Genomic DNA, 14079 nt, shown 5'->3' on the forward strand with positions numbered 1-14079 from the left:
CGGCGCGACAGCCGCGCTACGCGGGTACGTGCACGGCTTCCACCCGGCTGATCACATGGTGGTCCCGCTCACGGTGCGTGGCGCGGGAGTGCAGCCGCAGAATCTGTACGACGCCGAGCGCCTCCAGTACGAAGACCGAGGAGAACGCGATCCGGTAGTCGTCCCCGGTCGCGTCCAGCAGCACGCCGACGGCGAACAGCGTGGTCATCGAGGCGATGAAGCCACCCATGTTGACGATGCCCGACGCGGTGCCCTGACGCTCCGGCGGGTTGGCGGGCCGTGCGAAGTCGAAGCCGATCATCGAGGCGGGACCGCAGGCACCGAGCACCACGCACAGGACGACGAGCAGCCACGTCGGCGCGTGGTCGTCCGGGTAGAAGATGGTCGATGCCCAGAGCAGCGCCGTCACCGCGACCGTGCCGAGTGCCAGCGGGGCGCGCGCCGCGTGATGGCGGGCGATGATCTGCCCGTAGACCAGTCCGAACGCCATGTTGGAGAGCACCACCAGGGTGAGCAGCTCACCGGCGGTGGACCGGCTCAGCCCCTGCGCCTCCACCAGGAACGGCAGCCCCCACAGCAGCAGGAACACCATGGCCGGGAACTGCGTGGTGAAGTGCACCCACATACCCAGCCGGGTACCGGGCTCCCGCCAGGACGCGGCGATCTGCTTGCGTACGTAGGCGGCGCCCGCGTGCTCGGCGGGCGGCGGCTCGTGCCCCTCGGGGTGGTCCTTCAGGAACAGGAGAAGGAGGACGAGGACGAGAACCCCCGCGGCGGAGCTGCCGGCAAAGGTGGTGGTCCAGCCGAATCCGTGCAGGGCCCGCGCGATGAAGAGCGTGGAGACGAGGTTGCCCGCCATCCCGAAGAGCGCGGCGACCTGCCCGATCAGCGGGCCGCGCCGGGCCGGGAACCAGCGGGCGCCGAGCCGCAGCACGCTGATGAACGTCATCGCGTCGCCGCAGCCGAGCAGCGCCCTGGACGCCAGTGCCATGCCGTACGAGGGGGAGAGCGCGAAGCCCAGCTGCCCCAGGGTGAAAAGGACGGCCCCGAGGGTGAGGACCTTCTTGGTGCCGAGCCGGTCGACCATCAGGCCGACGGGTATCTGCATGCCCGCGTAGACGAGCAGCTGGAGGATGGAGAACGTGGAGAGCGCGGAGGCGTTGACGTGGAACCGGTCGGCGGCGTCGAGCCCGGCGACCCCCAGGCTGGTGCGGAAGATGATGGCGACGAAGTAGACGGCGACACCGATGCCCCAGACCCACGCGGCACGCCGGCCGCCGGGTGGATCGCCGGGCAGGGACAGGGTGGGAGCAGCGGCGGAACTCACCGGTCCTCACCCCTGACGAGCACCTTGACCCGGCTGACATGACGCCGCACGACCTGCGCGGCACTGTCCGCGTCACCGGACCTGATCGCCTCCAGCAGCTCACCGTGCTCGGTGATGTTCGCGGCGATCCTCCCCGGGTGCGCCTCCATCACGGCGACCCCCATCCGCAACTGCCGGTCGCGCAGCTGGTCGTAGAGGCGCGAGAGGATGTCGTTGCCCGCGTTGCGCACGATCTCGGCGTGGAAGCAGCGGTCCTTCACGGACACGGCTGCCAGATCCCCGGCCTCCGCCAACTGCCGCTGATCGTCGAGAAGTTCCTCCAGTCGCCCGATCAGCTGCGCCGACGCGGGCACGGCCTTGCGGGCCGCGAACTCCTCGACCAGCAGCCGGGTCTCCACCACATCCGCGATCTCCTGCGCGGAGACGGCGAGCACGAGGGCGCCCTTCTTCGGGTACAGCTTGATCAGCCCCTCGACCTCCAGCCGCAGCAGTGCTTCGCGCACGGGCGTGCGGGAGACCCCGACGGCCTCCGCGAGATCGCCTTCGGTGAGGAGCGTGCCGCCCTCGTAGCGACGGTCGAGGACCGCTTCCTTGATGTGGGTGTAGACGCGCTCGGCGGCGGGCGGCTGTTTGACGGAAGACTTCACGGCGGACTTCGCAGGGGGCTTCAGGGCTGGAGGGGCGGCAGGCATGCACACAGCATAGATACAAGATGCGTGCATGAGTGCACCCGTCCGGGATCCGGATGGATTTTCGGACGGATCCGGGACAGGTCGCATACGGGTGCGGGCCTTTCCGGACGGATGCGCGTACGGAAACGAGACGGGTTTCCGGACGGGTACCCTCCTCCGGCCCGAAATCTCCGTTGCTCCGAAATTGCCCCAGGAATCAGCACATCCTTCCCCGGGTCTCATGAGTCTCACCACCGAGCGGCACCCTCATGTGGCCGCATTCCAGGTGCATTTGGAGCGTTCAAGTTGAAAATCGGCATTAAGGGCATAAACCGCGTTACCGCCACTGCCACCGTGGCCCTGACGGCGGGTGCCGTCATCGCGGGCAGCGTCTTCGCCTCCACCGCGCAGGCTGCCACGCCCACCCCCACGATCACCGCCAAGGGCGGTTTCGTGATGAACAACGGCACCGCGAAGACCCTGTTCAGCAAGGCCGCGGACACCCGACGCCCCACCGGCTCCACCACCAAGATCATGACGGCCAAGGTGGTGCTGTCGCAGAAGAACCTGAACCTGGATTCCAAGGTCACGGTCCAGAAGGCGTACAGCGACTACATCGTCTCCAAGGGCGCCTCGTCGGCCCACCTCATCGTCGGCGACAAGGTCACCGTCCGCCAGCTGCTGTACGGCCTGATGCTGCCGTCCGGCTGCGACGCCGCCTACGCGCTGGCCGACAAGTACGGCTCGGGCAGCACCCGCGCGGCCCGCGTGAAGTCGTTCGTCGGCAAGATGAACTCCCAGGCCAAGTCCCTCGGGATGAAGAACACCCACTTCGACTCGTTCGACGGCATAGGGAACGGCTCGAACTACTCGACGCCGCGCGACCTGACGAAGCTCGCCAGCAACGCGATGAAGAGCTCCACGTTCCGCACGGTCGTGAAGACCAAGTCGACCAAGCAGAAGGTCACCACGAAGTCCGGTGGCTACCGCTACATGTCGTGGTCCAACACCAACACGATGCTCAGCAGCTACAGCGGCGCCATCGGCGTGAAGACCGGCTCCGGCCCGACCGCCAAGTACTGCCTGGTCTTCGCCGCCACCCGCAAGGGCAAGACGGTCATCGGCACGGTGCTCGCCTCCACGAACGCGACCACCCGCACCGCGGACATGAAGAAGATCATGGACTACAGCTTCAAGAAGTAACCCGGCCGACCACGGCAGCACACACGGAGGGGGCTCGCGCCACGCGGGCCCCCTCCCGCTTTCGCGGCCCCGTCAGGCAGTGCCTTCCAGCCGGGGCGGCAGGGCCCGTCGTGCCGCGCTGATGAGGTTCTGCGCGTCGGCGCCGTACGCGGCGGACTGCCTCAACGTCTCCCAGGTGCGCAGATAGGTGCTGACGCTCGGCTCGTCGTCGATCCACAGCTCCGCGTGCCAGTTCTCGACGATGACCTGGCGGTCGTCGTAGATCCAGAATGCGGTGGCGGGGGGAATCCTGAGCGAAGCGGACAACGGGACGATCCCCAGCTCCACCGTGTCCAGCCCGATGACTCCCGCGAGGCGGTCGAGCTGAGCGGCCAGCACCGGCGGCGGGCAGACCAACGCATGGAGGGCGGCTTCCCACAGAACGAGGTGGAAGCGCTTGGCGGAGTCGTACAGCGCCTCCTGCCGCTTCATACGGGAGCGGACCGCGTCCTCCGTGTCGGCCGGCGATCGTTGCAGTTCCGCGTATCTCGTGAAGACCGACCGGGCGTAGTCCGGGGTCTGGAGGATCCCGAAAATCATGGAGGACTCCCAGCCACGGAACACGGAAGATTCGGCGTGGGCGCTCAGGTGGGTGTCCTGGACCGCCTTGTGTCCCGAGGCCAGCTGCCGCCGCCATGACCGGATATGTGACTCGAAGCCGCGCAGGCGCGCGAGCAGTTCGTCGTAGCTCTCGGGCCGACCGGTCGCCTCCGCCCACCTGCGCAGGTCGTCGGACGTTGGGGTCTGCCTGCCGTTCTCCAACCGGCTGACCTTCGACTTGTTCCACCCGCACCGCTCTGCGAGCCCCGTACCGGTGAGCCTGCCACCGGCAGCCGAGAGCCGGAGTTCACGCAACCGCACTCCGAGTGCTTCTCGTGCCTGCTGATAGTCCGTGCTCACCGGTACGCGCCCGCCTACTCGTTCTGTGCGGCCCGTCCTGCCGCGAACTCGTCGTACGGGACGGCGTGATGCAGCGCGGCATCGCGTGCCATGGCGTACCGCAGTACCGCCGCCGGCTCCGTGACCATCCGTTGACGCCGCTGCCCGTGCCGTTGAAACGCAGCCGTCGGGTCATGATCACGTCCTTCCCTCGGAAACTGGTCCCTCAGGCTTCCACAGGGTCGGAGCCCTGCGCCTCGGGCTACATCAGCCTGAATCAGCAACCTTAAGCAACGCCACCGACGGGAGGCGCAACTTCGCGCAATTCCCATGGCGTTCCAAGACTGCCGCTCCTTACCGTCCCATTCGTACTCCGCAATGCCCGCCCTGTGCTTCCCGCAAGCGGCGAGCTCGAATCGATACGGCACAGTCTGTCTCCGAAGGAGTAGTCCATGACCGTCGCACTCGACCGGCCTGTCCGAACCCGCCCGTGCACACGTGACCCGAAGGAACTTCTCAACACCGCCCAGTCCCACGTCAGGCACCTGACCATCAACGTTCTGGACAGCGGAATGACGCTCTGGGACCGCGAAGTCGCCCTACTGCTGCGAGACCACACGCTGGTTCGCGACATGGCCGAGCGCATCCTCGGCAACGCCGTCATGTACACCATCGGCTGTATGGAGCACCCCGAGGTCCACCTCGGGGTCGGCAAGCTCGTCGACATCGGCGTCCACCAGCTCATCCTCGACACGCCCGTGTGGTGGGCCCTCTGCGACGCGTACAACGAAGGCCGGTACAAGCATCATGCCCCGTTCATCGCACGGCGCCGCGACGGTCTGTGTCTGCGCACGGCGGACTTCCTGAAGTCCATCGGCTTCGACATCGACGAAGAACTGTGGGCGATCGACGGCACGGACTGCTCGCCGTGCGACAACAAGGTCCCCGACAGCCACTGAACCACCCCGCGCTGGCTCCTGCCCTCGGCCCTCCGAAGGCAGGGGCCAGCCCTTTCCGAGAGGAATCGTCTTGCCCGCGCAGCACGACATCGCCGCCGAGACCGAACTGTGGGACGCCTACGCCGCTTCCGCCTTCAAGGACGACCTGGAGCCGGTCTTCTGCTGGACCCAGTACGCCGGTCACGGACCCGGTCCGGAACTGCTCGGCACCCCGCGTTCGGTCCTGGAGATCGGCTGCGGCACCGGCCGCGCCCTCGCCCACCTCGCTCAGCTGGGTATCGCCGCTCGGGGCATCGACCTGTCTCCGGTCATGGTCGAGAAGACTTCCACGAGATGGTCCGACAGCGGCGCGGAGTTCGTGTGCGCGGAGGTCCTGGATCACCTGAGCAAGTACGGGGACACGTACGACGCCGTCTACTCCATCTTCGGAGCCGCCTGGTTCACCGACCCGGGCCGCCTCTTCCCGCTCGTCCGCCGACGGCTCAACCCCGGCGGTGTCTTCGCCTTCTCGCAGCCACCGGCCATCCCCGGCGCGTACGGACCACAGGGCATGTACAAAGGCGGCTTCGCGGGCCGGGCGATGTTCACCTACCGCTACAGCTACCGCCCCGCGTTGTGGGAGCGCCTGCTCACCCGCGCCGGGTTCGCCACGGCCGACGCACAGGTCCTGGACGCCCCCCATCCGGGTCACATCGGAACGCTGCTCGTGCGCGCGGTCGCCTAGAAATCCCGGAAGGTGCGGCCGTTCCGGGTCAGCCCGACTGGACCAGCCCGTCCCGGAAAGCGTCCCAGGCGGCGGGAGCGATGACGATGACGGGGCCGTCGGGCCGCTTGGAATCGCGGACGGCGATGGTGCGGGGGATGTTGCGGGCCACTTCGACGCACTCCTGGCCCGCGTTGCCGCCGCTGTAGCTGGACTTGACGAACTTGTACCCGGGCACGCGGTTTACAGCTCCCTGAGGATGTCATTGATGAGTCTGACCGAGGTGTGTTGCGCAAGCCCCAGACGCGAGATGCGGTCGAAATGGCTGCCGTGGCGCTCGGCATCAGTATCGCTCTCCAGCCAGAGAGTGGTCGAGGTCGTATCCATGTGAACCACGTCGAGCGCTCCCGGTTCAGCGAAGGACACGATGGTGAAGGCGCTTGTCATGCCAGGGTGAGCACCCGCGATGTACGGCATCACCTGAAGCTTCACGTTCGGCTGCCGAGCCACGTCCAGCAGCCTGCCTAGCTGTTCCCTCATCACCTCGCGTCCGCCCACCAACTGACGCAGGGCACCTTCGTGCACCACCGCCCGCAGCTCAAGCGGTCGGTCGCCACTCAACCGCGCCTGCCGCGTCATCCTGGACTCGACGAAGGGTTCGATCTCATCAGGGTCATCCCAGGACCCGTTTCCCACGGCGAGCGCTCTGGCATAGTCCGGGGTCTGAAGCAGTCCGGGCACGATAGCGACTTGCCACGTACGGAGACTGGTGGCGATGTCCTCCAGAGCCACGTACTCGACCATGGACTGAAGTCCCGGGTACTGATTCCACCAGCCGCTCGCCTTGCGACGTTCGCGGTCGGTCTTGGCAAGAGCCAGCAACCTGTCGACGAAATCGGCGTCAGCCTCGCCGTACAGGTGGCACAGGGCCCTGATGTCAGGATCCCGTATCGGTACGAGGCCCCGCTCGATCTTCGCGACCTTGGCGACCGACGCCGTCAGCGCCTCCGCAGCGTGCGATTGCCGCAGGGAACGCCCCTCACGCATGCGCAGCAACTCGCCGCCGAGACGGCGCCCGAGCACAGTCGAAACCGTCCGGCCCCGATCAGGGCTGTTACCTGCCACGTCGCATCCCTCCGCCGAGTGGCCCAAGTCTGGGACTCATTCTCCTCGAACACCAACTAGGGCAGAGAATTTTCTGCCCGAACTTATTGCTGCACACGCAATCACACCGCTACCGTCGGTACTCCACCGCTCGCACAGCGGAGTCGAAACCGGCGGAAGTGCACCGCCCTGCCTCGCGCCGAAACCGGCGCCCCGCAGGCGCGGCATCGCCACCGCCCCCTCACCGAGAGGCACGCGTCCATGACCGCAGCCGAACAGATCTCCGTCCCCGAACCCGTCCTCCGCGAGGACCGGCTCGCCTTCACTCCGACCGCCCGCAGCGTCTCCTTCTCCCGGCGCCGCACCGCGCGGCTCGTTCGGGAGTGGGGCCATCCGGAGCTGGCCGGCGACGCGGCCCTCCTGGTCAGCGAGTTGGCGACCAACGCACTGCTCCACGGCGCCATCCGGGGCCGCCTCTTCCGCGTCCACCTCACCCTCACCGCGATCGCACTCCGTATCGCGGTGAGCGACCCGCGCGGTGAACGGCTGCCGGTCCCACGCGAGGCCGAGGCCGACGAGTGCTACGGGCGGGGCCTCATGATCGTCGCGCGGCTCGCGGACCGGTGGGGCGTCGAGCCGCGCACCGTCGGCAAGACCGTGTTCGCCGAACTCGCCCTGAAGCAGGGGCCGGACGCGCCGGTGGGCCCGCGCGAACATCGCGCGGGCCCACCTCATACACGTATCGCCGAAGGGACACGTACCGCCCAAACCTCTACGCCCAGGTGATCAGCCGCTTCGGCTGTTCCAGGATCGCGGCGACATCCGCCAGGACCTTGGAGCCGAGCTCGCCGTCGACCAGGCGGTGGTCGAACGACAGGGCCAGCGTGGTGACCTGACGGGGCTTCACCTTGCCCTTGTGGACCCACGGCTGGAGCTTGATCGCACCGACCGCGAGGATCGCGGACTCGCCCGGGTTCAGGATCGGCGTGCCCGTGTCGACGCCGAAGACACCGACGTTGGTGATGGTCACCGTGCCGCCCGCCATCGCAGCCGGGGACGTCTTGCCCTCGCGGGCGGTGGAGACCAGTTCGCCCAGGGAAGCGGCCAGCTGCGGGAGCGTCTGCTCGTGCGCGTCCTTGATGTTCGGCACGATCAGACCGCGCGGGGTGGCGGCCGCGATGCCCAGGTTGACGTAGTGCTTGCGCACGATCTCCTGGTTCGCCTCGTCCCAGGCGGAGTTGACGTCCGGGTTCCGCTTGATCGCGACCAGAAGCGCCTTGGCGATGATCAGGAGCGGGTTGACCCGGACCCCCGCCATCTCCTTGTCTTCCTTGAGCTCCGCGACCAGCTTCATCGTGCGCGTCACGTCGACGGTCACGAACTCGGTGACGTGCGGGGCCGTGAAGGCGCTGCCGACCATCGCCTGGGCGATGGCCTTCCGTACGCCCTTGACCGGGATACGGGTCTCCCGCGCGCCCGCGACGACGGCGACCGGCGCCTCGGCGGCGGGGGCGGCCTCCACCGCGACGGGTGCCGGCGCCGGCGCCTGTGCCGGTACGGGCGTGGCCGCCGCGTGCACGTCCTCGCGGGTGATGATCCCGCCCTCGCCGGTCGGGACGACCGTCGCCAGGTCGATGCCCAGGTCCTTGGCCAGCTTGCGCACCGGCGGCTTGGCGAGCGGCCGGCTCTCCCGGACCGTCACGGCGCCGTGGCCGTTCATCTCGCCCTGGATCGCCGCCGCGGCAGCGGGCACCGCCGTCGTGGCGCCCTTGCGGGCACGCCGCTTGGTCGAGCTCTCGGAGACGCCGTACCCGACCAGGACCGGCTGACGGCCCTTGGGAGCCTCCGGCTCCGACGGTTCCGGTTCCGCGACCGGCGCGGGAACTGCGGCCGGCGCCGGGGCCGCGTCACCGCTGCCCGGTGCCACGTCCACCGCGATGATCACCTGGCCGACGTCGACGGTCGTGCCCTCGGGGAAGCGCAGCTCGTGCACCACCCCGTCGAACGGAATCGGCAGCTCCACGGCCGCCTTCGCCGTCTCGACCTCGCACACGACCTGACCGTCGGTGACGGTGTCGCCGGGCTGGACGTACCACTTGAGGATCTCGGCCTCGGTCAGTCCCTCGCCCACGTCGGGCATCTTGAACTCACGGAAGCGAGCAGCGTTGGATGTGTCGGTCATCGTTGTCACGTCCCAGTCCTCAGTACGCCAGCGAGCGGTCGACGGCGTCGAGCACGCGGTCGAGACCCGGCAGGTACTCGTCCTCCAGCCGCGCCGGCGGATACGGGGCGTGATAGCCGCCGACCCTCAGCACCGGTGCCTCCAGGTGGTAGAAGCAGCGCTCGGTGATCCGGGCGGCGATCTCGGCACCGGAGCCGTAGAACACCGGCGCCTCGTGGACCACGACGAGCCGGCCGGTCTTCTCGACCGAGGTCTGGATGGCGTCGAAGTCGATCGGGGACATCGAGCGCAGGTCCAGGACCTCGATCGACTTGCCCTCCTCCTCGGCGGCCTCGGCCGCCGCCAGGCAGACCTTCACCATCGGGCCGTACGCGACGAGCGTGAGGTCGGTGCCGGTACGGGCCACCGAGGCCTTGTGCAGCGGACCGGGGATGGAGTCGGTCTCGACCTCGCCCTTGTCCCAGTAGCGGCGCTTCGGCTCGAAGAAGATGACCGGGTCGTCGCTCTGGACGGCCTGCTGCATCATCCAGTAGGCGTCGCTCGCGTTCGACGGCGAGACCACCTTCAGGCCCGCGACGTGCGCGAACAGGGCCTCGGGGGACTCGCTGTGGTGTTCGACGGCGCCGATGCCGCCGCCGTACGGGATCCGCACGACGACCGGCATCTTGATCTTGCCGAGCGCGCGGGCGTGCATCTTCGCGAGCTGCGTGACGATCTGGTCGTACGCGGGGAAGACGAAGCCGTCGAACTGGATCTCCACGACAGGCCGGTAGCCGCGCAGGGCCAGGCCGATCGCCGTACCGACGATGCCGGACTCGGCGAGCGGGGTGTCGATCACCCGGTCCTCGCCGAAGTCCTTCTGGAGTCCGTCGGTGATCCGGAAGACTCCGCCCAGCTTGCCGACGTCCTCACCCATGATGAGGACCTTGGGGTCGGTGTCGAGAGCCTTGCGCAGCGACTCGTTGAGAGCCTTCGCGATGGACATCTTTTCCATGGCCATGGCTACTTGCCCTCCTCGGCGGTGTCTGCGAACGATGCCTGGTAGGCGGCGAACTGGGCGCGCTCCTCGTCGACGAGCGGGCTCCCGTCGGCGTAGACGTGGTCGAACATCGCCATCGGGTCCGGATCGGGCATCGCCCGTACCGCCTCGCGCACCCGCTTGCCGAGGGCCTCGCTCTCCTCCTCCAGCGCGGTGAAGAACGCCTCGTCGGCGGCGCCCTGCTTCTCCAGGTAGGTACGCAGTCGCAGGATCGGGTCCTTGGCCTCCCAGGAGGCGCGTTCCTCGTCGGCCCGGTACTTCGTCGGGTCGTCGGAGGTGGTGTGCGCGCCCATGCGGTAGGTGAACGCCTCGACGAGCGTGGGCCCTTCTCCCCGGCGGGCCCGCTCCAGCGCCGACCTGGTGACCGCCAGGCAGGCGAGGACGTCGTTGCCGTCGACCCGTACGCCGGGGAAGCCGAAGCCCTGCGCGCGCTGGTAGAGCGGGACGCGGGTCTGCTTCTCGGTCGGCTCGGAGATCGCCCACTGGTTGTTCTGGCAGAAGAAGACGACCGGGGCGTTGTAGACCGCGGAGAAGGTGAAGGACTCGGCGACGTCTCCCTGGCTGGAGGCGCCGTCGCCGAAGTACGCGATCACGGCCGAGTCCGCGCCGTCCTTGGCGACGCCCATGGCGTAGCCGGTGGCGTGCAGGGTCTGCGAGCCGATGACGATCGTGTACAGGTGGAAGTTGTTGCTGTTCGGGTCCCAGCCGCCGTGGTTCACACCGCGGAACATCCCGAGCAGATTGGTCGGGTCGACCCCGCGGCACCAGGCGACGCCGTGTTCGCGGTACGTCGGGAAGACGTAGTCGTCGTCGCGCAGGGCCCGGCCGGAGCCGATCTGGGCGGCCTCCTGGCCGAGCAGGGAGGCCCACAGGCCCAGCTCGCCCTGGCGCTGGAGGGCGGTGGCCTCGGCGTCGAAGCGGCGGGTCAGGACCATGTCCCGGTACAGACCGCGCAGTTCTTCGGCGGTCAGGTCGATCCGGTAGTCCGGATGCTCCACGCGCTCGCCCTCGGGCGTCAGCAGCTGTACGAGCTCGGGCTCGGAACTCTGCGGCGTCTTGGCGGGCGTCTTCGCGGACGTCTTCGCGGTCGTTTTCACGGTCGTCTTCGCGGTCGTTTTCACGGCGCTGGTCCGCTTACTGCTGCGTCGCGGTTTGCTCGCGGCAGTGCTCTCCACGGTCACGTGCGTGCTCCTCCGTCGGTCCGGCCCCCGGGGTCTGCCGGGAAGCCAGTGCGGCTCGCCTGTGTCCGTACCCGTGCACGGGGTGGGTGCCGCTCGGTCCGGGAACAGGCGTGACAGGTGCCCCGGCGAGCGCCCTGCCAAAAGCACGTTACCCAGTAGGCCGCATAACTGCGAAACCCTATCTGACCTGCGATTTTGCTTGGATTTCCAAGTAAATCGAAAAAGTCGGGAACTCTCGCTGGTCACAGCTCTGGGAACAGCCTTGCAGGCCGCCGGAACAACGGCACGTTATCCCGCCGTTCGGCGGCAGGGAAGAGGCGAGTGTGTGAGACTGCGTTTTGTGCGCGAACAAGGAAAAATCACTGTTTTTCTGCTGGACGACCACGAAGTCGTCCGGCGCGGAGTCCATGAATTGCTCTCGGTCGAGGACGACATCGAGGTCGTCGGTGAGGCCGGCACGGCGGCGGACGCGCTGGTCCGCATCCCCGCGACCCGGCCCGATGTGGCGGTGCTCGACGTACGGCTGCCGGACGGGAGCGGGGTGGAGGTCTGCCGGGAGATCCGCTCCCAGGACGAGAGCATCAAGTGCCTGATGCTGACCTCGTACGCCGATGACGAGGCGCTCTTCGACGCGATCATGGCGGGTGCCTCGGGCTATGTGCTGAAGGCGATCCGCGGCAACGAACTGCTGAACGCGGTACGGGACGTGGCGGCCGGGAAGTCGCTGCTGGACCCGGTCGCGACCGCCCGGGTGCTGGAACGGCTGCGCGACGGCAAGAAGGGCCGGGGCGACGACAAGCTCGACAGCCTCACCGAACAGGAGCGCAAGATCCTCGATCTGATCGGGGAGGGACTGACGAACCGGGTGATCGGCGAGCGGCTGCACCTCGCCGAGAAGACGATCAAGAATTACGTCTCCAGCCTGCTCGCCAAACTGGGCATGGAACGGCGCTCGCAGGCCGCCGCGTACGTGGCCAGGCTCCAGGCCGAGAAGGGCTGAGCAGCACGGCGGAACAGCCCGGGGCGCAGGCGGTCGAGCACCGCGTGACGGGACGGCCGGGACGGGACCGGGCGGCACACGGCAAGGCGGCCCGGATGCGCGGGCGGGCGGCGCGCGCCGGACATGCCGGGAAGTGGGCGAAGAGGCCGCGGCCCTCGGTGATCTTCGGGACTTTGGTCCCGGACCACCTGGGGCCGCGGCCTCTGTTCACGGCCTCCCCGGTGACGGAGAGTCGAGGGCATGCCCCCTGAGGAACTCCACGCGATCGAACTGCTCGGCCGCGTCCCGTACGGCCGACTGGCGACGAGCATGCGAGCCCTCCCGATACTGGCGGTCGCCCGCCACATCGTGATCGACGGCCGCGTCGTCCTGCGGATGCACGACGGCCTCGGCTACCACGAGGCCTGCAACGGCACGGTCGTGGCGTACGGGGCGGACAACTTCAACACCGCAGCCTGCGGGGACGCCGGTGAGCTGTGGTCCGTGCAGTTCACCGGCCCCGCCGAGATCGTGCACCCGACCCCCGAACAGCAGGAGCGCTTCGGCGCCGCCCCGGCCCAGGTGAACGGAGAGCCCTTCGCCCCGGCCTACCTCGGGGTCGCCCCGCACTTCGTCTCCGTGCACACTCTGGGCTTCCCGCGCAAGTCCGCGGAGCCGCAACGCAGCGTGATCTAACATCTGGCGAGTGCTGCGCTCATCTGTAACCCTTCCGTCTGCTCCGCCGGCCGGCGAGGCGCTGTGCTCGTCCGCACCCCGTCCGGCCGCGCCCCGCCCGCCCGTTCCTCCGGTGGACGAGGTGCTGCGCCGCTACCCGGATGCCGGTGAGCCCCTCACCTGCAAGCCCATCACCCAGGGGCTGCTCAACCACGGCTACCGCGTCTCCACCACCCGCGGCCGCTACTTCCTCAAGCACCACCTCGACGACGCCACCGGCGACCGCGCCACGATCGTCCGCCAGCACCGCGCCACCCAGCGGCTCCAGTCACTCGGCGTGCCCGTCGCCCCGCCCGTGGAGGACACCGAGGGCGACACGGTGACGGAGATCGGCGGCCGGTGCTACGCCCTGCACCCCTGGGTCGACGGGTTGCACCGGGCCGGCGCCCAGCTCACCGCCGACCAGTCGCAGCGGCTCGGAGCGCTGCTCGGGGCCGTGCACACCGGGCTCGAACAGGTCATGGAGGCGGGCACGGGGCTCGCCGGCCGGTCCGGCGGGTACCGGAGCCCCGACCCCGCCGACACCTTCGCGCTGATCGAGGACCTGCTGGCGGCGGCGCGCGGGCGCCACCCCCGGGACTCCTTCGACGAGCTGGCCGAACACCGCCTCCTGGAGCGGCGGGCCCTGCTGGAACAGCACGCCGACCGCCGGCCGCCCACCCCCGACATCCCGGCCACCGGGTGGGTGCACGGCGACTTCCACCCGCTGAACGTCCTCTACCGGGGCACCGACCCGGTCGCGATCGTCGACTGGGACCGGCTGGGAGTCCAGCCTCGCGCGGAGGAGGCGGTACGGGCCGCGGCGATCTTCTTCGTGCAGCCGGCCGGAAAGCTGGAACTGGAGAAGGTACGGGCGTACGCGGGTGCCTACCGGCGGGCGGCCGGGGCGGGAGCGGCAGAACTGGCCGCGGCGGTGCACCGGGTGTGGTGGGAGCGGCTCAACGACTTCTGGATACTGCGCTGGCGGTACCGCCTGCACGACCGGAGGGCCGACCCGCAGTTCCCTGCGGTGTCGGCCCTGGCGGTCTGGTGGACGCGCGAGTACGAGGCGGTGTGCGAGGCGTTCACCGGGTGAGTC

General features: G+C 68.8%; 15 protein-coding genes. 7 read left to right on the forward strand and 8 right to left on the reverse strand.

What is annotated here, in order from left to right; all coding sequences use genetic code 11:
* Positions 1-16: 16 nt before the first annotated feature.
* Together ACIOMQ_RS07165 and ACIOMQ_RS07170 are read right to left on the reverse strand one after the other, a co-directional pair.
* Complete coding sequence (locus ACIOMQ_RS07165; RefSeq protein ID WP_362192716.1) at positions 17-1327, reverse strand: MFS transporter; 1311 nt, start codon at positions 1325-1327, stop codon at positions 17-19.
* Positions 1324-2019, reverse strand: coding sequence for a GntR family transcriptional regulator (locus tag ACIOMQ_RS07170; RefSeq protein WP_362192713.1), 696 nt, complete (start codon positions 2017-2019; stop codon positions 1324-1326). Before ACIOMQ_RS07170 ends, ACIOMQ_RS07165 begins: the two co-directional genes overlap by 4 nt.
* Positions 2020-2304: 285 nt before the next feature.
* On the opposite strand from ACIOMQ_RS07170, the gene ACIOMQ_RS07175 reads away from it, so the two are divergent.
* The gene (locus tag ACIOMQ_RS07175) at positions 2305-3201 is read left to right on the forward strand and encodes a serine hydrolase (protein WP_362192710.1); all 897 of its coding nucleotides are present in this window, start codon (positions 2305-2307) and stop codon (positions 3199-3201) included.
* A 72-nt stretch (positions 3202-3273) separates the two neighbouring features.
* Here the strand turns inward: ACIOMQ_RS07175 and ACIOMQ_RS07180 are convergent, their stop codons facing one another.
* Complete coding sequence (locus ACIOMQ_RS07180) at positions 3274-4140, reverse strand: helix-turn-helix domain-containing protein (protein WP_401262119.1); 867 nt, start codon at positions 4138-4140, stop codon at positions 3274-3276.
* Between the two features lie 431 nt (positions 4141-4571).
* Here ACIOMQ_RS07180 and ACIOMQ_RS07185 point away from each other — a divergent pair, with 431 nt between their 5' ends.
* Both ACIOMQ_RS07185 and ACIOMQ_RS07190 read left to right on the forward strand, forming a co-directional pair.
* Positions 4572-5078 carry a hypothetical protein gene (locus ACIOMQ_RS07185; protein ID WP_362192704.1) on the forward strand — a complete coding sequence of 169 codons (507 nt, stop codon included), beginning with the start codon at positions 4572-4574 and terminating at the stop codon, positions 5076-5078.
* A gap of 70 nt (positions 5079-5148) precedes the next feature.
* Positions 5149-5802: a class I SAM-dependent methyltransferase gene (locus ACIOMQ_RS07190; RefSeq protein WP_401262116.1), complete on the forward strand. Its 654-nt coding sequence runs from the start codon at positions 5149-5151 to the stop codon at positions 5800-5802.
* A gap of 28 nt (positions 5803-5830) precedes the next feature.
* Here the strand turns inward: ACIOMQ_RS07190 and ACIOMQ_RS07195 are convergent, their stop codons facing one another.
* Entirely contained in the window at positions 5831-6019 is a 189-nt protein-coding gene (locus tag ACIOMQ_RS07195) for a DUF397 domain-containing protein (RefSeq protein WP_402188171.1), read from the reverse strand.
* Between the two features lie 5 nt (positions 6020-6024).
* The gene (locus ACIOMQ_RS07200; RefSeq protein ID WP_362192695.1) at positions 6025-6906 is read right to left on the reverse strand and encodes a helix-turn-helix transcriptional regulator; all 882 of its coding nucleotides are present in this window, start codon (positions 6904-6906) and stop codon (positions 6025-6027) included.
* A 240-nt stretch (positions 6907-7146) separates the two neighbouring features.
* Between ACIOMQ_RS07200 and ACIOMQ_RS07205 the strand changes: the two genes are divergently transcribed.
* Positions 7147-7671 (forward strand): ATP-binding protein, encoded by a 525-nt coding sequence (locus tag ACIOMQ_RS07205; RefSeq protein WP_401262110.1) that lies wholly within the window; start codon positions 7147-7149, stop codon positions 7669-7671.
* Here ACIOMQ_RS07205 and ACIOMQ_RS07210 read toward each other — a convergent pair.
* Genes ACIOMQ_RS07210 through pdhA form a run of 3 tightly spaced genes read right to left on the reverse strand, consistent with a single transcriptional unit; the run spans position 7658 to position 11287 of the window.
* On the reverse strand, positions 7658-9076 hold the full coding sequence (locus ACIOMQ_RS07210; RefSeq protein WP_402188173.1) for a dihydrolipoamide acetyltransferase family protein: 1419 nt from the start codon (positions 9074-9076) through the stop codon (positions 7658-7660). The genes ACIOMQ_RS07205 and ACIOMQ_RS07210 overlap by 14 nt on opposite strands.
* A gap of 10 nt (positions 9077-9086) precedes the next feature.
* Entirely contained in the window at positions 9087-10067 is a 981-nt protein-coding gene (locus tag ACIOMQ_RS07215) for an alpha-ketoacid dehydrogenase subunit beta (protein WP_362192686.1), read from the reverse strand.
* A 2-nt stretch (positions 10068-10069) separates the two neighbouring features.
* Positions 10070-11287: a pyruvate dehydrogenase (acetyl-transferring) E1 component subunit alpha gene (gene pdhA, locus ACIOMQ_RS07220; RefSeq protein WP_362192682.1), complete on the reverse strand. Its 1218-nt coding sequence runs from the start codon at positions 11285-11287 to the stop codon at positions 10070-10072.
* A 340-nt stretch (positions 11288-11627) separates the two neighbouring features.
* Between pdhA and ACIOMQ_RS07225 the strand changes: the two genes are divergently transcribed.
* The 3 genes from ACIOMQ_RS07225 to ACIOMQ_RS07235 all read left to right on the forward strand — a co-directional run bounded on the left by ACIOMQ_RS07225 (position 11628) and on the right by ACIOMQ_RS07235 (position 14076).
* Entirely contained in the window at positions 11628-12287 is a 660-nt protein-coding gene (locus tag ACIOMQ_RS07225; RefSeq protein WP_362193697.1) for a response regulator transcription factor, read from the forward strand.
* Positions 12288-12527: 240 nt separating this feature from the next.
* On the forward strand, positions 12528-12962 hold the full coding sequence (locus tag ACIOMQ_RS07230) for a pyridoxamine 5'-phosphate oxidase family protein (protein WP_362192679.1): 435 nt from the start codon (positions 12528-12530) through the stop codon (positions 12960-12962).
* A gap of 121 nt (positions 12963-13083) precedes the next feature.
* Complete coding sequence (locus ACIOMQ_RS07235) at positions 13084-14076, forward strand: phosphotransferase (RefSeq protein WP_362193694.1); 993 nt, start codon at positions 13084-13086, stop codon at positions 14074-14076.
* The last annotated feature ends 3 nt before the right edge of the window (positions 14077-14079 follow it).

The sequence above is a fragment of the Streptomyces sp. NPDC087845 genome (genome assembly GCF_044742755.1).
Lineage (GTDB): Bacteria > Actinomycetota > Actinomycetes > Streptomycetales > Streptomycetaceae > Streptomyces.